General features: G+C 65.8%; 13 protein-coding genes. 7 read left to right on the top strand and 6 right to left on the bottom strand.

Features of this window, described 5'->3' with window-relative positions; all coding sequences use genetic code 11:
* Positions 1 to 63: 63 nt before the first annotated feature.
* From ACMDW7_RS11295 to ACMDW7_RS11280, 4 genes are all read left to right on the top strand, one after another.
* A complete protein-coding gene (locus ACMDW7_RS11295) occupies positions 64 to 2,499 on the top strand; it encodes a DUF349 domain-containing protein (RefSeq protein ID WP_377300649.1) in 2,436 nt (811 codons plus the stop codon).
* A gap of 174 nt (positions 2,500 to 2,673) precedes the next feature.
* The gene (locus ACMDW7_RS11290) at positions 2,674 to 4,044 is read left to right on the top strand and encodes a hypothetical protein (RefSeq protein ID WP_377300650.1); all 1,371 of its coding nucleotides are present in this window, start codon (positions 2,674 to 2,676) and stop codon (positions 4,042 to 4,044) included.
* 326 nt (positions 4,045 to 4,370) lie between these two features.
* Positions 4,371 to 6,041, top strand: coding sequence for a 7TM diverse intracellular signaling domain-containing protein (locus ACMDW7_RS11285; RefSeq protein ID WP_377300651.1), 1,671 nt, complete (start codon positions 4,371 to 4,373; stop codon positions 6,039 to 6,041).
* A 106-nt stretch (positions 6,042 to 6,147) separates the two neighbouring features.
* Entirely contained in the window at positions 6,148 to 7,446 is a 1,299-nt protein-coding gene (locus tag ACMDW7_RS11280) for an OmpP1/FadL family transporter (RefSeq protein WP_377300652.1), read from the top strand.
* 50 nt (positions 7,447 to 7,496) lie between these two features.
* Here the strand turns inward: ACMDW7_RS11280 and ACMDW7_RS11275 are convergent, their stop codons facing one another.
* The gene (locus ACMDW7_RS11275; RefSeq protein ID WP_377300653.1) at positions 7,497 to 10,646 is read right to left on the bottom strand and encodes an NAD(P)-binding protein; all 3,150 of its coding nucleotides are present in this window, start codon (positions 10,644 to 10,646) and stop codon (positions 7,497 to 7,499) included.
* A 164-nt stretch (positions 10,647 to 10,810) separates the two neighbouring features.
* On the opposite strand from ACMDW7_RS11275, the gene ACMDW7_RS11270 reads away from it, so the two are divergent.
* A complete protein-coding gene (locus tag ACMDW7_RS11270; RefSeq protein ID WP_377300654.1) occupies positions 10,811 to 13,108 on the top strand; it encodes a UvrD-helicase domain-containing protein in 2,298 nt (765 codons plus the stop codon).
* Between the two features lie 139 nt (positions 13,109 to 13,247).
* On the opposite strand, the gene ACMDW7_RS11265 is transcribed toward ACMDW7_RS11270, so the two are convergent.
* A complete protein-coding gene (locus tag ACMDW7_RS11265) occupies positions 13,248 to 13,571 on the bottom strand; it encodes a hypothetical protein (protein WP_377300655.1) in 324 nt (107 codons plus the stop codon).
* Positions 13,572 to 14,001: 430 nt separating this feature from the next.
* Between ACMDW7_RS11265 and ACMDW7_RS11260 the strand changes: the two genes are divergently transcribed.
* Complete coding sequence (locus tag ACMDW7_RS11260) at positions 14,002 to 15,918, top strand: TonB-dependent receptor (RefSeq protein ID WP_377300656.1); 1,917 nt, start codon at positions 14,002 to 14,004, stop codon at positions 15,916 to 15,918.
* A 45-nt stretch (positions 15,919 to 15,963) separates the two neighbouring features.
* Here the strand turns inward: ACMDW7_RS11260 and ACMDW7_RS11255 are convergent, their stop codons facing one another.
* Genes ACMDW7_RS11255 through ACMDW7_RS11240 form a run of 4 tightly spaced genes read right to left on the bottom strand, consistent with a single transcriptional unit; the run spans position 15,964 to position 19,185 of the window.
* Complete coding sequence (locus tag ACMDW7_RS11255) at positions 15,964 to 16,644, bottom strand: iron dicitrate transport regulator FecR (RefSeq protein WP_377300657.1); 681 nt, start codon at positions 16,642 to 16,644, stop codon at positions 15,964 to 15,966.
* A complete protein-coding gene (locus ACMDW7_RS11250) occupies positions 16,628 to 17,443 on the bottom strand; it encodes a BPSS1780 family membrane protein (protein ID WP_377300658.1) in 816 nt (271 codons plus the stop codon). The genes ACMDW7_RS11255 and ACMDW7_RS11250 overlap by 17 nt, the downstream gene beginning before the upstream one ends.
* Positions 17,440 to 18,396 carry a homoserine kinase gene (locus ACMDW7_RS11245; protein WP_377300659.1) on the bottom strand — a complete coding sequence of 319 codons (957 nt, stop codon included), beginning with the start codon at positions 18,394 to 18,396 and terminating at the stop codon, positions 17,440 to 17,442. The genes ACMDW7_RS11250 and ACMDW7_RS11245 overlap by 4 nt, the downstream gene beginning before the upstream one ends.
* A gap of 30 nt (positions 18,397 to 18,426) precedes the next feature.
* Positions 18,427 to 19,185, bottom strand: a complete 759-nt coding sequence (locus tag ACMDW7_RS11240) for a TIGR00730 family Rossman fold protein (protein ID WP_377300660.1) — start codon at positions 19,183 to 19,185, stop codon at positions 18,427 to 18,429.
* Between ACMDW7_RS11240 and polA the strand changes: the two genes are divergently transcribed.
* Positions 19,184 to 21,907: a DNA polymerase I gene (gene polA / locus ACMDW7_RS11235; RefSeq protein WP_377300661.1), complete on the top strand. Its 2,724-nt coding sequence runs from the start codon at positions 19,184 to 19,186 to the stop codon at positions 21,905 to 21,907. The genes ACMDW7_RS11240 and polA overlap by 2 nt on opposite strands.
* Positions 21,908 to 21,948 lie beyond the last annotated feature (41 nt).

Genomic DNA, 21,948 nt, shown 5'->3' with positions numbered 1-21,948 from the left:
CTGCACCCTGCGTGCGCCGCGCCTAAACGCGTGTGCCCGCACCGTTTTCGGACACCCCCGACCATGTTCCTGTGGGATTTCTTCAAGAAGGGCCGCATCGAAGCCCAGAAGCCCGGTGCGCCCGCGCCTGCCCAGGCCGCCCAGCCGGGCAAGAGCGGTGGCAATGCCGAGACCAAAGCCGCGCCCGACCGCAGCAGCGAACAGAACAAGCGTGCCGAACTCAACATGCTGCTCGCCGTGCCAGCCGGGCCCGAGCGCGACAGCGCCCTGCTGCAGTGGATCAAGACCGCACCGGCCGGCCTGCGCCCGGACGCCGCCGAGGCCATCAGCACCGAGCAGGGCCTCAAGGAGCTGACCAAGCAGTTCAAGGACCGCGACCGCCGGGTCTACAAGCAGGCCCGCGAGCGGCTCGATGCACTCGAACGTGCCGCCAGGAAGGCCGAGGCGCTCACCGCGCTGACGCGCCAGTACGAGGCCGTGCGCGACGCCGAGGAGGTGGAAGTCACCCGCCTGGTCGAGGCCGACCATGCACTGGATGCCCTGCACGCCAAGCTGCCGTTGAGCGAGCCGGAGCGCGCCGCGCTCGATGCCATCCGCGAGCAGATCCAGGCCCGACTTGTGGCGCAGGGTGACGCGCAGCGCGGCTGGGTCAAGCTGCGCGGCGAGATCCAGCAACTGGCCAAGGCGGCGGCCGATCAGCCGCCGCAGACCGTACTCGACCAGCTGGCCGTGCTGGTGGCCCGCGTGGGTGAGCTTGAAGCGGCGCCGGGAACGGCACGGATCGGCCGTGAGATCGAAGCCGCGGCCCAGGCTCTGCAGCGCAGCACCCAGGAGCGCATCGACCATGCCGATCGCATCGGCGCGCGCGAGGCGCTGATCGCCCAGGCCAAGGCGCTGGACGCCGAGAAGATCGGCCAGCGCGATCTGGACGATCTGCAGGAGCAATGGCGCCGCCTGCCCGCACTCGACCACGCCGCCGTGGAGCTGGCCGAACGCTTCTCCAACGCGCTGGCCAAGGCCAAGAGCGCCATGGCCACCGCGCACGAGCAGCAGAAGGAAAAGGCCAAGGCCGCGCGCGAGTTCTTCGATGAGGCCGCCGGCAAGCTGGCCGCGGCGCTGGAGACCGGTCACGCCGTGGACGCCATCAAGCTGCACGACCAGATCCGCGCCCGCATGGCTGATCTGCGCTTTGCCCCGGCGGGCGTGTCGCGCAAGATCCATGCGCTGATGGAAGATGCCGGCAAGCTCAAGGGCTGGCAGAAGTTCACCAACGTCAACAAGCGCGACGAACTCATCGAGCGTGCCGAGAAGATCGCCGCCACGCCTCTGCCGGCGGATCTGCAGGAAGCCGAGATCAAGACCCTGCAGGACCAATGGAAGGCGCTCGACAAGGAGCTGGGCGGCGCCACCGACAAGCTCTGGAACCGCTTCCGCGCCGCCACCGGCAAAGCCTATGAGAGCGTGCGCGAGCACCGCAAGCTGCAAAGCAAGCTGCGCGACCGCAACGCGGACGCCAAGCAGGACCAGATCCGCCAGCTCAAGGAATTGCTGGCGCAGGTGGATTGGGTGACGGTGGACTGGAAGGCCGTGGAGCAGCTGCGCCGCGAGGCCTGGACGGCCTGGCGTGCCGCCGGCCCGGTCAACCGCAAGCTGGCCGACGCCCTGTCCAAGGAGCACGACGCCGTGATGAGCGAGCTGGATGCCAAGCTCGACGGCGCCCGCGCCCAGGAGCGTGCTCGCCGCGCGAGGCTCACCGCCGAGGCGCAGTCTCTCGCGTCAGGCGATGTACGCGACGCCATCATCAAGGTGCGGGCCCTGCAGGAGCGCTGGACCAGCGAGCGCGTTGGCGTGTTCCTCGGCCGCAAGGAAGAAGACGAGACCTGGCAAACCTTCCGCAGCGCCTGCAACGCCGTCTTCGCCCAGCGCGATGCGAAGAAGCAGGAGTTCGTCGGCGAGCTGGAGGCCAACTTCAAGACCAAGCAAGCGCTGCTTGCCCAGCTGCAGGCCGCCGCCGCCGGCGCGGACCGCAAGGCCCTGGCCGCGGCGCTCAAGAGCCTGCAGGCTGAGTGGGACGCCACCGGCGATGTGCCCCGCGCCCGCGTGGGTGAGCTGGTCAATGCATGGCGCGCCGCGCAGGACGCCGCGCGCAAGCAGCTGGCCGTGCTCGCCGCCCAGCAGGACAAGCTGCGTGTGGCGGACGCACGCGCCGCTGATCTGGCCCGCCGCGCCGAGGCCACGCCCGAGCAGCACGCGGCCAAGCGCGCCGCTCTGCTCGATCTGGAGATCGCCGCGCAGGTGGACAGCCCGCCCGAATTTAAGGACGCCCGCCTCAAGCGCCAAGTGGCGCTGCTGGCCAAGAGCTTCCACGGCGAGCGCGACGCAGCCGGCGCCGCCGGCGGCCTGACCGAGAAGCTCATCGCTTGGCATGCCCTGCCGGGTGGCGACGACGCCATGGACGCCCGCCTCGCGGTGATTCTGGCCAAGGCCGGGCTGGCCTGAGCGGCACTATTCACACGGCGTAGGCCGCTTTCCGCTTGTCTGGTGCGGTTCTTCAAGCCATTGGGCTGAAGATCCGCTCTGGTGGCCAGTCTTCAAGGGGTATGCCTGAAGAATGGCTTGCAGCAAGCGGGAGCGGCTCGCGCCGAAACAGGAACTCTTTCCAAGGACACCGGCTTGATTCGACGTGTACTCAAGGGACTGGGCTGGCTGATGCTGGCTTTGCTGGGGCTCGCACTGCTTTGGCTCGCCCTCGCCCTTACCCTCAGCCGCTTCGACGAAGCACCCACACCCGAGGTCCAGGCCGCGCTGGCCGACGCCGCCCGGCCGGTGGACTGGTCGGAGGCGAACGGCTTTGCTTGGCTGGCGGGGCTGGATGCGCCCAAGGAGCGGCGGGCGAGCGAGTTCGGCCGGGAACGGTTGGTGAGCGGGGCGCCGGCGGCCGCGGCCGAGGCGCGCACCACGCAGGATGCATTCGGCCAGCCGCTGGAGTCTGCTGCGGGGCCGGGACAGGCGCCCGGGCCAAGCTTTGATGCGTTGCGCTGCAAGCGCAATCTGAAAGGCGTGAACTGCCAGGCCTGGTACGCCGCGCGGCGCAAGCAGCTTGAACTGCACCTGCAGCCACTCGCTGCGGCAGACCAGCGCTACAGCCAGATGCTGCTGGCGCCGAAGTTCGAAGAGCCGGTGCTCTCGATCGAGCGTGCCGCCGGCGTACCCTGGGCGGATTTGGATGTGGCGGGCGAGCGCCATCTGGCTCGCGCGCTGCTTGCTGCAGCAGACGGGCAGGGCGCAGCAGCAGCCGACGCCGTGCTCGCCAAGCTGGCCTTTGAACGCCGCGCGCTGGCCGCGTCGCGCAGCCTCACCGCCAAACTGATCTGGGCGGGTCAAGCGCGCAACTCGCTTCTGGCGCTGGCCGACCTGCATGAACTTCAGCCCAGGCTCGCGGCCCTCAGCCTGCAGCATGCGGCGCTGGCCGCGCCGCTCAGCAAGGCGGAGCTTTCGATGGCTGCGGTCATGCCCACGGAAATTCTGGCCGCCTCGTCGGTGCTCGGGCAGGCCTCGGCACAGCGGGAGCTCGCGGCATCGGCGCAGGCCGATCAGCGCGTCACGGGCTGGATGTCGGCCTACCTGATCCGCAAGCAGGCGACGATCAATGAGATCGCCCGGCGCCATCTGGCGCAAGCTCACGTGTGCGAAGGCCCGGCGACGACGCTTGCGGCGCGTGGCGCCGAGGTGCATGCAGGCTTCAGCAAGTTCAGTGCGATCCGCACATTGGCCTGGCCGCGCAATCTGGCGGGCGACGTGCTGATCGAGGTCAGCACGGTCAACTGGGCGAACCTGTGCCGACGCGCTGTCGACACCGAGGCGCTGCGGCGCATGGTGCTGCTTCAGGCCATGAAGCTGGCCGGCACGGCGCAGGCCGACCTGCGCGATCCGACGACCGAACAGCCCTTCGCCAGCGATGCCGCAGGCAGTGAACTGCGTTACCTGAGCACCGCGAGCGGCGAGCCGACCGAGTTCATAGTGCGCCTGCCCGTGCAGCGCTAGACCGGCACGGCGCCGCCTCGGTCTGGTGCGGACCACGACAGCCCGGACAGGCCGTTGAGTTGCACGTCTCGCATCCCTTGTGAGGGCGCTGCGTGCGTTTCGCGAGAAGCCGCTGGGCCGGAGTGCAGAAGCGCGAGTTGAGCCATTAAGCTCCGACGGTCGTTTGCCCCCGGCCGCAGGCGTTGCCCCGCGTGCGCCGGGCGATGCTCCTCACCGTCTCTATCGTCTTGTCCGTGCCCGCACAGCCCCTCTTCGCCGGCCCCGCATGCCTGTGCCACCCTGGGCGCGCCGGGGGCTTATGCGTCCGGCTTGCGCTGACGCTTGTCTTGCTGGTTGCTGCATCTCTGCCGGCTCGGGCCGAGACAGGGCTGATCTACATGTTCTCGGAGGCGCCGCCGGCCGTCAGTTCGGCGCTCGTGGTGCATGCGCATGCGGGCGGCGAATCGGCGCCGGAGCAGTTCGCCGCGGTGGAGCCTTGGCTGGCCCGCAAGGCCGCGCTGCCGCGCGTGGACATGCGGGGCGGGCGCTACTGGCTCAGCCTGCGCATCGCACCGCAGTCTGCGCCCGGCCTGTGGGTGATCGAGCCGGCCAACAGCTTTTTCAACGACGCGCACGTCACGGTGCTGGGCAGTGACGGTTCACGCCAGAGCTTCCAGACCGGCCTGACGACCGACACCGAGTTCGTCCTGCACCGCGGCAAGAGCGTGAAGCTGGCGGCAGATACGCGCTACTGGGTGCTGGTGGACCTGACCACGCCCTTTTTCTCCTCGCAGCCGCGCGTGGATGTCTGGCCGATCGAGCAGTACCGCGAAAAGGTGCTGACGCAGACCGTGCTGCTGCTCATGGCGCTGGGTGCGATGCTCGGCCTGCTGATGTTCAACCTGTTCATCGGGCTGTGGTCACGCCAGCGCACGGCCGTCCTGTACGCGCTGCAACTGATCTGCAGCGTGGTGGGCTGGGCCTTCTATTTCAATGTGCCTTACGACTGGCTGGGTGTGTCGGACTGGCATGTGAACTACGCACCCTGGTTCTTCCTGCTCTCGATCACTCACTGCTACTTCTGCATCCACTTCCTGGAGTTGCGCCGCATCGGCCCAAGCCTGGCGCGAGCGGGTGATTGGCTGGCCCTGCTTGCGGCAGCTCTGCTGCCTGTGTGCTGGCTGGCGCCTGCGTACTCGCATCTGGTGGCGACCTTCGCGGTCGGCAGCGCGGTGAGCTTTGCCGTGGCCAGTGCCATCTGGGCACTTTCGCGCCGCTACCGGCCCGCGCGCTTCTTCCTGCTGGCCTATCTGGCAGTGTTGATCCCGGGGCTGATCATCCTGCCGCCGAACCTGGGCATCATCCCGGACTTTGTCGACAACTCCGACCTGCTCACCCTGCTCGGCACAGCGCTGGAAGCCATGCTGCTGGGCTTTGCGCAGGCCGATCAGCTGGCGCTGGCCGAGCGATCGCGCGAGCAGTTCCGTCAGCAGATGCAGGATGCCCGCCGCCTGGCCGACACGGACGCGCTGACCGAATTGGGCAATCGCCATGCATTCGACAAGGCGCTCGAGGAGTACCTCACCCAGCAGCGCCTGGGCGCGAGTGGCGCGTTGCTGATCACGATCATCGACCTGGATGGTCTGAAGGTCATCAATGACACCCGCGGTCACGCCCATGGCGACGCGCTGATCCGCGCGGTGGCGGCGGAGCTGGCCGCGCTGCAGATCGGCCGCTGCCGGGCCTACCGGCTCGGTGGCGACGAGTTCGCGCTGCTGTCGATCAACGGCGACAGCCAGGCGCTGGCGACCGCCCTGTCGGCCTGCGAGCAGCGCCTGCGCGAGACGGATTTCCCGGAAGCCGGCCTGTCCTTCGGCATGAGCATGGCCTCGAACCCGCGCAGCCTGATCTCGGCGCGCGAGCTCAGCGAACTCGTGGCGCTGGCCGATGGCCGGATGTACGAACACAAGCGCGACCGCCGCCAGGGCCCCAGAGCCCTTCGTGCCGAGGCCGCGTGAAAACAACCCTGGAGACTGTATGCCTTTGAACACCACGCGCGCCGGCTTGACCGCGTCCGCTCCCCTGACCTTGCGCTGTCCCCATATTGCAGCCTTAGTCGCTGCCTTGAGCGCAGCCTTTGCCGCCCCCGCGCTGGCCAGCGGCTTTGCGGTGCAGGATCAGTCCGCGGCAAGTCTCGGCCTGGGCCATGTGGGCGTGGCCTTGGCCGATGACGCGTCGACTGCGCTCAACAACCTCGCGGCCACCACCGAGCTGCGAGGCGCGCACTATGCGCTCAATGTCGGCGGCATTCGCCTGGGTGCAAGGTTCAGCAATCAGGGCTCCTTGTCGCCTGCCGGCACGTCGGCCAACGGCGCTGCGCAGGCCAGCGCGGATGGCGCCGCGCCGCTCGTGTCCTTCTTCTATGCGCGGCCACTGGCCAAGGACCTGAGCCTGGGCTTTGCCCTGTTCACACCCTTCGGGTTGTCGACGACCTATGAGAACAGCTGGGTAGGTCGCTACCAGGTGCAGAAGGCCGAGTTGAAGAGCTTGTCGCTCATGCCGAGCGTGGCCTGGCGGGTGTCGGACCAGCTGTCTCTTGGCGCAGGTCTCAATGTGATGCGTGCCCAGGCTACGCTGCGCAGCGCTGTGGATTTCGGCACCCTGTGCTTCGTCGCCGTCAGCCCCGCCGCTTGCGGCAGCGCCGGCATCGCGCCGCAGAGCGCGGACGGCGTAGCCACGATCAAGGGCAACAGCTGGGATGTGGGTTACCAGCTCGCCGCGCATCTGCGACCCGTAGAGGGCACGCGGATCGGTCTTCAATACAAGAGCCGCATGACGCAGGACATCAGCGGCGACGCACGCTTTGCCAACCCGGCCTTGCCGGGGCCATTTGCTGCGCTGACCCAAACACCAGCCACCACCAACGGTGGTATTCGCAGCGCGCTGAACCTGCCGGAATCACTGACCCTTGGCGTTGCTCAGGCGCTGAGCAAGGACACCGAACTGGTCGCGGAATACGCATGGACCCGCTGGAGCCGCGTTCAGGACCTGCGCATCCGCTTTGCCAACGGTGCAGCAGATTCCGTGACGCGCTTTGGCTGGAAGGACACCAGCAAGTTCGGTCTGGGTGTGAAGCACCGTCTCAATGCAGAGTGGCTGTTGCGCGCTGGGCTGGAAACAGAGAGCAGCGCCGTGACTGATGCCAACCGCAATGCAGTGGTGCCAGACAGTCGCCGCAGCTTTGTCGGCCTGGGCGCGCGCTATCAGAGCAGTGCGACAACAAGCTGGGATGTCGGCTACGGGCACATCCGCTTTGCGCGCGCGAGCATCAACAACGCCGTGCCAGGGCAGGGCACCGTCACAGGTCGATACGCGCTGGACTCCGACCACATTGGCGTGCAGTTCAACCGTCAGTTCAAGTGAGAGCTCGCGCTGCGCCAGTAGGACTATGCGCAGCGCGTTTCCCCACAGGTTCAAAAGCCCTCTTCACCATGGATCACGGCGGGGTAGCCGCTGATGGCGCGGCTGGCCTGCATGCCGCCCATCACTGCGGCCTCCACGCAGCCGGCATCCAGCCCGGTCTTGAGCCAGTCCCCGGCAATCACCATGTTCACGAAGCCGGTCTGGTCTGCCCTGAGGCGATATTTGCTGCTGTTGACCACTGAGATCACATAGCGCTCGCTGGGGTCGATGTTGGCGCGCCAATACTGGCTGTTGAAGCGCGCCTGGCCGCTCTGCTGCTGCAGATCGACCAGCCAGTCGAAGCGGAAGGCCCCGGGCTGGGGGAGCGCGTTTGGCCAGAGCGGGGCCATTTCGGTGTTGAGCTGATAGATGGCCGACTGCTTGACCTGTTCCGCGCAGCGAGCCGGGAAGCTGCTGTCGCTGTACGGTGCGTAATGGCTCATGGGCAGCGCGCTGCAGAAGTAGCTGACATTACGTGGCTCGTGGCCGGTCGGCCAGCTTTCGCGGCAGAGCAACTGGTCCATCGGCGCCCAAGTGTCGAAGGGCTCCACGAAGGAGGACAGCACGGGCTCCTGGCCATCGCGGTTCAGCAGGGTCCAGCCGAGTCCGGCAATGTCCTGGCTCAGCCAGACCTGATAGGCCTGCGTGGCCACGGCCTTGACCTGCGCCGCGCACTGCGCCAGGCCGGCGCTCATTGGGAACAGCTTGGCCGCCACGTCGGGCAGGCTGGCCACTGACAGGCCGAAGACCACGCGATCGAAGTCCGTACCGCGGGTGAGCTGCACCGTGGGCAGGGGTTGGCCGCTGGCGGCGCGCCAGACCTCGGGCCAGTCGCTCCAGTTCGATTCGAGGTTGATGTTGTGCGTCTGCAGGAGCGTGGCCTGCTGCTGCTCGATCTGCCCGTACTGCGGGATCGACGGCCAGCTCGGCAGACCCAGCACATCCACCAGCGGGTCGTACTCGCTACGGCCGGGCACAAGGGCCACCTGCTGCTGCAGGGTGATGCCGTCCACGGTGGGCTGACCGTGCGCGTCGGTGCCCGGCTGCAGGTCGGTGAGCTTGTGGAAGAACTTGAACTTCACGCCGCGGGCCTTGAGCACCTGGTACAGCGGGCCGAAGACTACGTCGCCCATGCCGGCCTGCATCTTGAACATGATGCCGCCGTGGTAGCACATGGCCACCTTCATCATGCCGCGCAGCATGGTGCCGGCCTCGATGTTGGGCTTGTTGAAATCCCCATCCTCATAGGCAAAGACCAGGTCGTAGAAGCCGCGCACGGGCGCGCTGTACACCGTGTACTTGGGGTTGGCGCCGTGCTTGATCAGCCACTGGTAGAAGTCGATGTCGTTGATCGCCTCGAAGCCCTCGGTGAAGACGTGATCCTTCACCATGCCGGCCAAGGTCGTGGTGGCCAGATCGATGCAGATGTACAGGCGCCGCAGGTCGTCGCCGAAGTCCTTGGCGCCTGCAATCTCGTCTTCGAGCAGCTCGTTGATCCAGGCGCGGATGCCCAGGGCTGCATCGGTCAGCAGGCCGTGATGTGCGGCGTCATGGTCTTCGATGTTGAGCTCAAGGCTTTTCACGAGGGCTTCGACGGCGCTGCCTACTTCGTGCAGGTCGGCGCGCAGATCCTCGATGTCGGCTTTCAGGTGCGCCGCCAGCTTCTCGAGCCATGAGGCGTTCGACGCCGGTGCGGGGCGCGCAGCGGCGCGTGCTGCGGCGTGAGCCGTGTGCAGCTCGCCGAGCCACATCTTGAGCCAGGCGATCCCGGTCTGGATGGCGGCCCAGAGGGTCAGGCGTTCACTGTGGTTGCCCGGCACGCCGGGGCGCAGCGGGGTGTTGATGGGCCACAGGCGCCACTGGCCGTCCACGTTCTCGGTCAGGGTGATGAACTGCTGCGGCTTGAATGCATCGGTCCAGGCGGCCAGCGGGCTGCCTGCCGGGCGATTGAGCTCGCCGTAGGCCTGCTGCATGACTTTGAAGGCGTTGTCGTAGAAGCCGAACCAGATGTGCAGGCCATGCTCCTCGATGCGCTGGCCCAGCTTGGGGTTGCGCCCGCTGGCGCCCTTGCCACCCAGGCGCCACCCCATCTGGTAGACGGTGATGTCGTAGCGGTTCTGCCAGCCGGGCTCGTTGCTCAGGCAGAAGGCGGCGGTCATCGCACCCACGCCACCGCCCAGCACGGCGATCTTCTCGGGCTTCACGACGGAGTTGTCCACCAGCTCCTGGCCCGGCTGTACGGCAAAGTCGTACTCGACCCGGAAGGGCAGGATCGCGTCCTGAACCCCAATCTTCAACCCGAGACTTTCACTGAGCGGGAAGCTGTCAAAGGCATGCAGATTCACCTGCCACTGCCCGCCGAGCATCTTGACGCTGCGGATGGCATTCACGGGCGTATGCGCGGCCACCACCGCCTGGTACACCGCACGCTCGCCGGCGGCGTCCGGAAACTGCTTCAGGAAGATCTGATCCATCGCCGGGTGAAACAGCATGTCCGCAAACTGCGCATAGGCCGCTTCGCCGAGATGCAGGCCCGCGGGCTCGCTCTTCATCAGGTCAATGATCTCTGCGAATGCCTCGCCAAAGGCGGCCAGCGGCTTGTCGCTCTGGCCATTTGCACTGACGTTCACGTCCAGCAGGGGATGGAAGGCCAGCTGCGTGTCAGGCGAGAAGGGCTCGAAGCCCTTGGCCGCCAGCGTGAGCTGCTGCACCGGCTGGCCGGGTGCAGGCATCGTGTACTGGCATTCGTACTTGGGGTAGCCGTACAGCTCGCGCCCGTTGATCAGGGCCATGCAGTCGTCCACCCAGATGTGCATCGGGTAGAAGTACACATGGCTGACCTCGGTGCTGCCGGCCGGCACCTGCCCCACGACCACCCAGGTGATGATGTCGGTTTCCTTGCCCCAGCCCTTGGCACGATCCACCGGAAAGTCGCTGTGTGCCTTGGCAATCGCCGTGAAGGTCAGCATCACATAGCTGCTCATGACCTTGAACTGCATCTTGCCCTGCGTGGCCTGGTTCAGCGTCGCATCGACACTGGCCTGCAGTGCGCTCAATGAACCGGGGACCCAGCAGCCGATCATGTCGGCCTGATTGAGCGCCAGTGGCGGGTGCATCAATACGGAGCCCTTGGGGTAGAGGTAGGGCGGGCGCTGGGTCATGATCCTCTCCTGAATCTGATTCTGTGCGCTGGCGAGTCTAGGGGTGTGAATGCCGCGCATCACGGCTTGTGTGCGATGTCGTTGGATTGCCGACACGTGGACTGCGCCTCGGCTGGCCAGGCGTGCGGCATGTCTCAAGCGGGGTCGCGGCGATAATGCCGCCCATGTCCGACACCCTGCTTGCCAACCTCAACCCCGAACAACTTGCCGCCGTCACGCTGCCCGACCAGCCGGCGCTCATCCTGGCGGGGGCGGGCAGCGGCAAGACGCGGGTGTTGACGACACGTATTGCCTGGCTGATCCAGACCGGCCGCGTGTCGCCGCAGGGGGTGCTGGCGGTGACCTTCACCAACAAGGCCGCCAAGGAGATGCTCACGCGCCTGTCGGCCATGCTGCCCATCAATGTGCGCGGCATGTGGCTAGGCACCTTCCACGGCCTGTGCAACCGCTTTCTGCGCCTGCATCACCGTGACGCCGGCCTGCCGCAGACCTTCCAGATCCTCGATACGCAGGACCAGCAGTCCGCCATCAAGCGCCTGATGAAGGCCAACGGCGTGGATGACGAGAAGTACCCGCCCAAGCAGGTGGGCTGGTTCATCAACAATTGCAAGGAAAGCGGTCTGCGCCCGGGCGATGTGGAGGTGAACGACGAGTTCAACCGCAAGTACGTCCAGCTGTACCAGCTCTACCAGGACCAGTGCGAGCGCGAGGGCGTGGTCGACTTTGCCGAGCTGCTGCTGCGCACCTACGAGGTGCTGCTCAAGAACATCCCGCTGCGCACGCACTACCAGCACCGCTTCTCGCACATCCTGATCGACGAGTTCCAGGACACCAACACCCTCCAATACGCCTGGCTGCGCCTGCTGGCCGGGCAGGGGGAGTACATGAGCGACATCGACCGTACGCGTGCGGCCGAGAGCAAGCGCATCGCGGTGGCCAACATCTTTGCGGTGGGCGACGACGACCAGAGCATCTACGCGTTTCGCGGTGCGAACGTGGGCAATATGGACTCGCTGGTGCGCGACTTCCAGGTGCGCAACCTGATCAAGCTCGAGCAGAACTACCGCAGCCACGGTCACATCCTGAATAGCGCCAATGCGCTCATCAAGAACAACGCCAAGCGCCTGGGCAAGGAGCTCTGGACCGATGCGGGTGTGGGTGAGCAGGTGCGCGTGTTCGAGGCGCCGAGCGATCTGGCCGAGGCGCAGTTCGTGCTGGAGGAAGTTGGCGGCCTGACCCGCGACGGCTGGCCGCGCAGCCAGTGCGCCATCCTGTACCGCAGCAACGCTCAGAGCCGGGCGTTTGAACAGGGCCTGATGCGCCACGGCATTCCTTATCGCGTGTACGGCGGCCTGCGCTTCTTCGAGCGGGCCGAAATCAAGCATGCGCTGGCCTACCTGCGGCTGATGGAGAACCCGCACGACGACACCGCCTTTGCGCGGGTAGTGAATCTGCCCACGCGCGGCATTGGCGCCCGTTCGGTTGAGCAGCTGCAGGACATGGCGCGCGAACGCGGTACATCGCTGTACGGTGCGGTGGCCTTTCTTGCGGGTAAGGCGGGCACGAGCATCGGCGCCTTCGTGAAGCTGATCGACGGCATGCGCTTTGCCACCCAGGGCCTGCCGCTTCACGAGATCGTCGAGCACATCATCGACGCCAGCGGCCTGCTGGCCATGTATCGCGCTGACAAGGAAGGCGAGGAGCGCATCGAGAACCTTGAGGAACTCGTCAACGCGGCGCGCAACTTCAATGCCGAGGAAGGCTATGCGCTGGACGCCCCGGCCACCCAGGCCGAGGCCGAAAACGAGCTGCCCAGCCCGCTGGCCGCCTTCCTTTCGCACGCCTCGCTGGAGGCCGGCGACAATCAGGCCCAGGCGGGCGAAGACGCCGTGCAGCTCATGACCGTGCATGCCGCCAAGGGCCTGGAGTTCGACGCGGTCTTTCTCACGGGGCTGGAGGAAGGCCTGTTCCCGCACGAGAACAGCCTGAAGGAAGACGGCGGCATCGAGGAGGAACGCCGGCTCATGTACGTGGCCATCACACGGGCGCGCAAGCGTCTGTACATCAGCTTCTGTGCCAGCCGCATGATGCACGGCCAGACCCGCTATGGGCTGAAGAGCCGCTTCTTCGACGAGCTGCCCGAAGAGGCGCTGCGCTGGCTGACGCCGAAGATCAGTGGCATGGGTACCGGATTCTCCGCCGGCATGCGCGACGCCTGGCAGCGCGGCGGCGGCAAGCCCTTCGGCGATGCCGACTACGGCGGCGGCGCGGTGCCTGCCTTCGCCAAGCCGCAGACCAGCCACGGATGGCGCCTGGGTCAGGGCGTACGCCACCCCAAGTTCGGTGAAGGCGTGATCGTGAACCTCGAGGGCGCGGGCAATGATGCCCGGGCGCAGATCAACTTTGGTGAGGCTGGCATGAAGTGGCTGGCGCTGTCTGTTGCTCGCCTGGAGCGGGTCTGAAAACGTAAACCCAGCATCCATGCGGTTCTTCAGGCAGAAGTGGCTGGAAATCCGCATGGGACAAGCGGAGAGCCCTTCCGGATGCGTCGTGATCGAGCTCTCCTTCGGTCTGGAACTCCGTGAGCGGCTAGCGAGACCGTCAGGGCCAAGCCGCTAAGCTGCCGCCGTGCACTCTTTGCCCGAAACGCTGAGTCGATTGAAGCCGCGCCGCACGCTGCACTGGTTTGCTGCGTGGATGGTGCTGTGTCTGCTGGCGACTCAGGCGGCCGGGGTGCTGCACCGCGTTGGCCACGCGCATTTCGATGCCGGCCACGGAACGGTTGCGGCTGCGTTCACGACGACCGACGCCCCGGTGCATCCAGATGGGTGCGAGCACGGCGACCATTCGCACGATGCCAGTTGGGTGTTGCATCTGGCCGATGTCTTGCACGGGGCGAATGGCACCTGTGCTGATGTGGACCATCAGCTCTGTGCCGACGCACAGGCGGCCCCATCGGCGGCAATCCCCCAGTTCAGTGCAGCCGCAGTCCTGCAATCTGGACCCATCCCTCAACCCAGCTTCAACGCTCGCCTGGCTCCCCGGGCGCGCGGTCCGCCGGTACGGACCTGAACCGGCCCATCGTGCGCGGCTGAGTTCCTCGGCCCGCCGTCTCTCGATTTCCTTTGCACCGCACCCGTCAGCCCGATGCGTTTCGCGTCGGCTGTAGCGGGTCGTGCACATCCATTCAGGTACACCCATGAACTTGCATCGTCATCCCGGCCTGCGATCCAGGCCGCTTCGTCGCGCCTTGGTCGCGGCTTTTCCCTTGGCGCTCGCAGCCAATGCACTTGCCCAGACGGCTTCACCGCCAACCCCGACTGAGCCCGAGCCGCGCAAAATTGAACCGGTCGTCGTGACTGCCACACCCGTAGCGCGCAGTGCAGACCAGCTCAGCCAGCCTGCCACCGTCATCACCCGCAGCGAGCTGCAGGGGCTGAATGCGGTGAATCTCGGCGACACGCTCTCGGCGCTGCCTGGCGTGACCAGCAGCGGCTTTGCGCCGGGTGCCGGCCGCCCCATCATCCGCGGCCAGGACGGTCCGCGGTTGCAGATGCTGGAGAACGGACTGGGCATTGCAGATGTGTCCGTCCTGTCTCCAGATCATCGTGTGGCCACCGAGACCCTGAACGCCACGCAGGTTGAAGTCCTGCGCGGCCCTGCGACCCTTCTGTATGGCTCGGGCGCGATTGGCGGCCTTGTGAACGTGGTGAATCGGCGCATTCCGCTGACCGTCCCGGCCGCACTTGGCGGCGAGCTGCAGCTGCGTGCAGCCTCAGGCACGGGAGAACGCAGCGGCGCGCTCGAGGGCAACGGAGGCGCAGACCGGTTCGCGTGGCATGTGGACGCCTTGAAAGCGCGCACGGATGACTATGCGTTCCCTGGACTGTCCGTGAAGAACGATCCCGCGTCATTCTCGGGCCGTCTGCCCAACAGCGACACCGACAACCGCGAGTACGGTCTGGGCGCGAGTTTCGTGGCCGATCGCTGGCTGGTCGGCGCGTCCGTCCAGGACGAGCGCAGCACCTATGGTGTCCCGGCGGAAGAAGCCTTCCTGGACATGAAGCAACGGCGTGCCGACCTGTTGGCGCGCTACACCGGGAGCGGTTGGCTGGAGTCCGCCACGTTTCGCCTTGCGCGTACGAACTATGAGCACAGCGAGATCGAGCTGCCGACGCGCGAAGTGGCTGTGACCTTCAAGACGGACGCAACAGAAGGGCGAGCCGAGTTCAAGCATGCGCCTTTGGCCGGCTGGCGCGGCACGCTCGTCCTGCAGGCGCAGCGGCGCGACTTCTCGGCGCTCTCGCCCACAGGCGATGTGGAGATCGTCGAACCTGTAAAGACTCAGGCCGACGCGTTGGCGCTTGTCGAAGAGCGTGACTTTGGCGCCTTCGCGCTGGATCTGGGTCTGCGCACGGAGCGTGAAGAGCATCGGCCCACACTGGCTTCCACGAGCAATCGCGCACGCAGCTTCAACCTGATGTCCGTCTCTGCAGGAGGGCTGTGGCGGTTTGCACCGGGTTTCAACGCGGGCTTGACCCTCTCCAGCAACGAGCGCGCGCCAACACCCTCGGAGCTGTACACCAACGGCCCGCATGAGGCCACGGCAACCTTCGAGGTCGGTGATGCGAGTTTGCGCAAGGAACGTTCCCGCGCAATCGACCTGACTCTGCGCAAGACCGACGGCCCGGTACGCGGCAGCGTGAGCCTGTTCCAGCAGCGCTTTTCCAACTACGTCTTCGGGCAATTCATCGACGGGAATGGAGATGGCGTGGCCGATCGCGTGGATGAAGCCGGCACCGTGGATCCTGCTGGCGAGTTCGTTTTCCTGCAGTATGTGCAGACCAGCGCGCGCTTCCGCGGTGCGGAGTTTGAATTGCTGGCCGACACCCCGCTGGCAGGGCTGACTGCACGGATCTTCGGCGACACGGTGCGTGCAACCTTGGCCGACGGCAGCCCCGTGCCGCGCATTGCGCCCCAGCGACTCGGCGTCGGACTGCGCTATGCGGCAGGCCCGGTCAAGCTGGGTGGCAACCTCACCCGCGTGTCAGCGCAGAACCGGGTGTCACTGCTGGAGACGCCCACTGAGGGCTACACACGTCTGGACCTGGATGCGAGCTGGCGTATCCGCGCTATGGGCGTCGATACGGAACTGTTCGCCCTGGTTCGCAACGCGACCAACGAAGCGTATCGACTGCACACTTCAATCTTGAAGGATGAGGCGCCGCAGCCCGGACGCAGTGTGGTGCTTGGTCTGCGCTCTCGCTTCTAGCGTCTGATGCGGGCGGCGCCAAGCAGGCGCCGCCACCGCAGCTCCCTAGCGGTAGAACTGGCCGCGCCCGTCCTTGGGGCCGCGCTGGCCCGTGATTTGCCACGCCGTCCGCTGACCGATCAGGCTGGCCAGGAACTCCAGTTCCTGGTCTTCGTGGTTCTTGGGCGGTGTGAGCTCGGAAATCATTCCGCGCCTTGGTTCTGTGAAGAAGGTGCGGCTGGCGTGGTACTGAGCCTCGAGCCGTTCGCGCACGCCGGGTGCGTTGTTCAGACTCACGTCCACTTCGCCATAGCAATTGCAGAAGTAGGTGTTGTCATTGCGCTCGTGCTCCATGTAGATGCCGGTGCCGCGTACACCCACCGTGATGGTGGGGGTCGTGAGGTGGCGTGATGCGCCCCGTCCACCTGGCAATTTGCCGAACACGGCCAGTACTGCACCGGTGACCATTCGCAGTCCAGATACGGCATTGATGCTGTACCCGCGGTGCACGGTCATGCGCGTCAGGGGCCGCATCCAGAGGGCGGTGTCGCCGATTGTGAACACCACGGCTGAGGCCGGCCCGGTCTCCACCGTGTCGCCGGTCTGGATCCAGCCGTCCGGGTAGAGACGGCCGCCGTTGACGAGTACGTCGCCGCGCAGGCGCACGACATTGCCGCCGGCCGCTCGCGTACAGGGCACCGTGAGCAGAAGCAGACTGGTGGCGATCAGTTCACGGCGTCGGGTCATTCATGTTCTCGCTCAGTGCAGGCTCGGGCGCAGCAATGACGACCACATCCTCGTAGCTCGCATGGAAGGTGCAGAAGACAAGTACAAGGCAGAACAGGCCGATCGGCACCATCATCACCGTGGCGATGCCTTCGGAGCCGAAGATCATCGCGAAGAGAGATACCACCAGCGCGCCGATCAGGAGAATGATCAGGAAGCTGCCAAACATGACGATGATGGCGCCGAAGTTGCGCACACAGCCGAAGAAGCTGAAGAAGCAGGCCTTTGCAAAACCCATCGCGTGCCAGGCCATGAACTGAGGCGCGAACCAGAAAGCGAACACCGTGGGCATGAGCGCGGCCAGTGCAATGAACTGCGCCAGCGTGAGCGCGTTGATGTTCTGCGGGCTGGCATCAATGGGCTTGCCCAGGATCGCGCCCCCAAAGAGCATGCCTCCATCGCCCAGGGTGCTGGCCAGCATGGCAATGAAAAAACCGATCAGGTAAAGCACGCCGCCAAGCAACAATTGAGTGCGCGCTGCGGGGTCGCGAAAGCCGATGACCAACTGCCCAGCGGAGGGCGTGGTCTGCAGCGCCGCCGAGCGAATCACCGTCATGACACCGGCCACCAGCGCCGGTGCCACCAGCGCGGGCAGCAGCCCGCCGAGCACCGGGACCTGCTGCAGCAATAGCGTGCTGAGCAGATAGAAGAAGAAGGCCCCGTGCACCGCCAGCGGCTGCGCCATCATGATGGCCAGCCCGCGCTTGATCCACTGCACGCCGTGTGATGCCGGTACCTGTCGGATGGAAATGTTGCTCATGAAAGATCCGCGAGTGACAGGGGCGAATTTTGCCGTGCGCGCAATATCCGCTCGAAGTGTGTGGGATCTTTCGGTGTGAGCAGCGCGGCTGCCCGGGGCATGTACCAGTCCGACAGGCGGCTGACCCAGAAGCGCAGGGCAGCGAGGCGGGCCATCAGCGCGAGCGCCGGCACTTCATTGTCCGTGAATGGCCGAACAAACTGGTAGGCGCTGCCGAAGGCGCGCGCCCGATCCCGATCCAGCAGACCGCTGTCCTGGTCGATGCACCAGTCGTTGAGCGTGACGCAGAAGTCGAACAGCCAAGTGTCGTTGCCGGCAAAGTAGAAGTCGATGATGCCGGACAGGCGCCCTGCCTCAAACAAAGCGTTGTCGCGGAACAGGTCAGCGTGGACCGGACCGGCCGGAAGTGCCGCGCATCGCACTGCAAAGTCTTGCTGCGCTGCGATCTCGGTGGTGAGCAATTGGCGCAGATCGGCGGGAAGATGCGGCGCAAGCGGTTCCAGCTGCGTTGCAATCCAGGGCAGCCCGCGCAAGTTTGGCTGTGAGTGGCCGAACAGTCGGCCGGCCAGATGCATCCGCGCGAGCACCGTACCCATTTGCGCGCAATGGTCTGCAGTGGGCCACAGCACGTCCTGCCCTGGAACGCGCTGCACAAGCGCGGCCGGCTTGCCCTTCAGCGTGACGATGAGCTCGCCTGCGCGCGTGCGCTGCGGCGCCGGTACCGGCAGGCCCTGGCGCGCCAGATGCTCCGCCAGCTCCAGGTAGTAGGGCAGCTGCCCTGCCGTCAGCCGCTCGAAGACCGTGAGTACCCAGCGGGACTGGTGCGTGTCCAGGAAGTAGTTGGTGTTCTCGATGCCGGCGCCGATGCCGACATGGCGTAGATAGTGACCGACGTCGTAATGCGCAAGCAGTGCTTCGCAGTCTGATGCGTCCAGCGAGGTGTAGACCGCCATTCAATCCCTGGGCTTGAGGTGAGTCGTGGTTCAGAGCTGGAGCATCAGCTCGCGTTCGCGCGGCGTCATGCCGAAGCCGCGGTTCTCGTAGAAGGCAAAGATGGCATCGACGACGGCCTGCGGCTCGTCGATGATCTGGATGAGATTCATGTCCTCGGGGCTGATCATCTTTTCGGCCAGCAGCGTGCCGCGGATCCAGTCGATTAGACCCGCCCAGAAAGCGCTACCCACAAGAATGATGGGCATCCGCCGGGCCTTGCCCGTCTGGACCAGTGTTAGCACTTCGCACAGCTCGTCCAGTGTGCCGAAGCCGCCGGGCATCATCACGAACGCGTTGGCGTACTTCACAAAAGCCACCTTGCGGGCGAAGAAGTGCCGGAAGCGCAGGGCGATGTTCTGGTGCGGGTTGCCGTGCTGCTCGTGTGGCAGCTCGATGTTCAGGCCCACGGACGGAGAAGCGCCCGCAAATGCACCGATATTGCCGGCCTCCATGATGCCGGGGCCACCGCCCGTGATGACGGCAAACCCGGCATCAGACAGCAGGCGGGCCAGCTCCACGGTGGTCTGGTAGTACGGGTGATCCGGCTTGACGCGGGCCGAGCCGAAGATAGACACGGCGGGCCGGACTTCGGAGAGCGTTTCAGCGCTTTCGACGAACTCGGCAAGGATGCCGAACAGATGCCAACTCTCCCGCGCCTTGCGCATCGTGGCGCGCTCGGCGTTGTCGATGGCGCGCAGCTTGGGTGGCAGCGGCTTGTGATTGCCGTTGCCCTTAACATCCTGTGCCATGGATAAGACCCTGCTCCTTGTGGACGGCTCGAGCTACCTGTATCGCGCGTTCCATGCCATGCCGGATCTGCGCAACAAGGCCGGCGAGCCTACGGGGGCGCTGTACGGCATCATCAACATGCTCAAGCGCCTGCGGGCAGATTACCCCAGCGCCACCCATCTGGCCTGTGTGTTCGACGCCAAGGGCAAGACCTTTCGGGACGATCTCTACCCGGACTACAAGGCCAACCGGCCCAGCATGCCCGAAGACCTGCGCGCCCAGATCGAGCCGATTCATGAGGCTGTCGGCGCGCTAGGCTGGCCGGTGCTCGCCATCGAAGGGGTCGAAGCCGACGACGTGATCGCCACCTATGCCCACCAGGCGACCCAGGCCGGCTGGAAGACGATCGTCTCGACCGGCGACAAGGACCTGGCCCAGCTGGTAGACGATCATGTGACGCTCGTGAATACGATGAGCAACGAGAAGCTCGATCGCATGGGCGTCATCGCCAAGTTTGGCGTGCCGCCGGAGCGCATCGTGGACTACCTCGCGCTGATCGGCGACAGTGTGGACAACGTGCCGGGTGTGGAGAAGTGCGGCCCCAAGACGGCGGTCAAGTGGCTCACCGAGTACGGCACGCTGGACGACATCATCGCCAAGGCCGAGTCAATCAAGGGCGTAGTGGGCGAGAACCTGCGCAAGGCCCTGCCGATGTTTCCCATGACGCGTGAGCTGCTGACCGTCAAGCGCGATGTGTCGGGCATCGTCCCGATTGACGGCCTGGACGCCATGCCGATCGATCTTGACACGCTTGCCGGGGTGTCGGATCGCTACGGCCTGCGCAGCCTGCTGCGCGAGCTCACCGGCGACGCGCAGGCTATCCCCAAGGGCGATGCACGCGTGCAGGACGACGTGCCCGCACCCGGACTCGGCAAGGCCGACGCGCGCTACGAAGCGGTGCTCACCTGGGAAGCATTCGATGCCTGGCTGAGCCGCATACAGTCGGCGGAGCTTGTGAGCCTGGATACGGAAACCACCAGCATCGAGGAGATGCAGGCGCGGCTGGTCGGCATCAGCCTCTGTGTGGAGGCCGGGCATGCCTGCTATATCCCGCTGGCGCACCGGTATCCGGACGCACCCGCGCAGCTTCCATTTGACGAGGTGCTCGCGCGCCTGAAGCCCTGGCTGGAAGATACAGCGCGCCCCAAGCTGCTGCAGCACGCCAAGTACGACATGCATGTGCTGGCCAACCACGGCGTGGCATTGGCCGGCGTGGTGCACGACACCATGCTTGCGAGCTATGTCCTGGAGAGCCACAAGAGCAGCAGCCTCGATGCGCTGGCGGAGCGTTGGCTGTCGCGCAAGGGGCTCACCTATGAAGAGGTGTGCGGCAAGGGGGCCAATCAGATCGGATTCGATGAAGTCAGCGTCGAGCGAGCCACCGAGTACAGCGCCGAGGATGCCGACCTCACTCTGCAGGTCCATCAGCGTCTTTGGCCGAGGATTCAAGCCGATTCTGGCCTTGCGCGCATCTATGCGCTGGAACTGGCCTGCCAGCCGGTCCTGTTCGAGATCGAGCGCACCGGTGTGAGCATCGACGCGCAGCGTCTTGCAGATCACAGCCATGCCATGGGCGTGCAGATGATGGCACTGGAGCAGCAGGCTTACGAGCAGGCCGGGCAGCCCTTCAATCTGAACAGCCCGAAGCAGCTGGGCGAGCTCTTCTTCGACAAGCTCAAGCTGCCGGTGGTGAAGAAGACGGCTACCGGTGCGCCCAGCACCGACGAAGAAGTGCTCACCAAGCTGGCAGAAGACTTCCCGCTGCCCAAGGTCATTCTGGAGTATCGCGGACTGGCCAAGCTCAAGAGCACCTACGCAGACAAGCTGCCCAAGATGATCCACCCCGCCACGGGCCGCGTGCATACCCACTATGCCCAGGCCGCGGTGGTCACGGGCCGTCTGTCCAGCAGCGATCCGAACCTGCAGAACATCCCGGTGCGCACCGCGGAGGGCCGCAAGATCCGCGAGGCCTTCATCGCGCCCCCGGGAAAGCGCATCATCAGCGCCGACTACTCGCAGATCGAGCTGCGCATCATGGCGCACATCTCGGGCGATGCTTCTCTCAAGCGAGCCTTTGCCGAGGGCGAGGATGTGCACCGCGCAACGGCCAGCGAGATCTTCGGCGTGGCGCGCGACGCGGTGACGAGCGAGCAGCGCCGCTACGCCAAGGTCATCAACTTCGGGCTGATCTACGGGATGAGCGCCTTCGGCCTTGCATCGAACCTGGGTATCGAACGCGACGCAGCCAAGCACTACATCGACACCTACTTTGCCCGCTACCCGGGTGTGGCGGCCTACATGGAACGCACCCGAGTCGAGGCCAAGCAACACGGCTATGTGCAGACCGCGTTTGGACGGCGCCTCTGGTTACCCGAAATCAACAGCCCGAACGGTCCGCGTCGCCAGGGCGCAGAACGCGCCGCGATCAATGCGCCGATGCAGGGCACCGCGGCGGACCTGATCAAGATGGCCATGGTGGACATCTCGGCGTGGCTGCATCGCGACGGGTTGCAAAGCCGCATGGTGATGCAGGTGCACGATGAACTGGTGCTGGAGGTCCCGGAGGCGGAGCTGTTGCTCATGAAGACGCAGGTGACGCAGCGCATGGCTGGTGTGGCTCAGCTGGATGTACCGCTCCTCGCCGAGGTGGGTGAGGGTTCGAACTGGGAAGAGGCGCACTAGCGCCCGGGGTCAACACTTGGACGCGCGCCGACTCGGCGCAC

It is taken from the genome of Piscinibacterium candidicorallinum, assembly GCF_047549485.1.
Classification (GTDB): domain Bacteria; phylum Pseudomonadota; class Gammaproteobacteria; order Burkholderiales; family Burkholderiaceae_C; genus Piscinibacterium; species Piscinibacterium candidicorallinum.
The sequence above is the reverse complement of the archived record's forward strand: the minus strand, read 5'-3'. Positions and strand labels throughout refer to the sequence as shown.

Excerpts from the sequence above, each read along its gene's own strand:
- ACMDW7_RS11295 (WP_377300649.1), top strand. The coding sequence starts at position 64 with ATGTTCCTGTGGGATTTCTTCAAGAAGGGCCGCATCGAAGCCCAGAAG.
- ACMDW7_RS11275 (WP_377300653.1), bottom strand. The coding sequence starts at position 10,646 with ATGACCCAGCGCCCGCCCTACCTCTACCCCAAGGGCTCCGTATTGATG.
- ACMDW7_RS11270 (WP_377300654.1), top strand. The coding sequence starts at position 10,811 with ATGTCCGACACCCTGCTTGCCAACCTCAACCCCGAACAACTTGCCGCC.
- ACMDW7_RS11265 (WP_377300655.1), bottom strand. The coding sequence starts at position 13,571 with ATGGTCCACATCAGCACAGGTGCCATTCGCCCCGTGCAAGACATCGGC.
- ACMDW7_RS11255 (WP_377300657.1), bottom strand. The coding sequence starts at position 16,644 with ATGACCCGACGCCGTGAACTGATCGCCACCAGTCTGCTTCTGCTCACG.
- ACMDW7_RS11250 (WP_377300658.1), bottom strand. The coding sequence starts at position 17,443 with ATGAGCAACATTTCCATCCGACAGGTACCGGCATCACACGGCGTGCAG.
- ACMDW7_RS11245 (WP_377300659.1), bottom strand. The coding sequence starts at position 18,396 with ATGGCGGTCTACACCTCGCTGGACGCATCAGACTGCGAAGCACTGCTT.
- polA (WP_377300661.1), top strand. The coding sequence starts at position 19,184 with ATGGATAAGACCCTGCTCCTTGTGGACGGCTCGAGCTACCTGTATCGC.
- ACMDW7_RS11240 (WP_377300660.1), bottom strand. The coding sequence starts at position 19,185 with ATGGCACAGGATGTTAAGGGCAACGGCAATCACAAGCCGCTGCCACCC.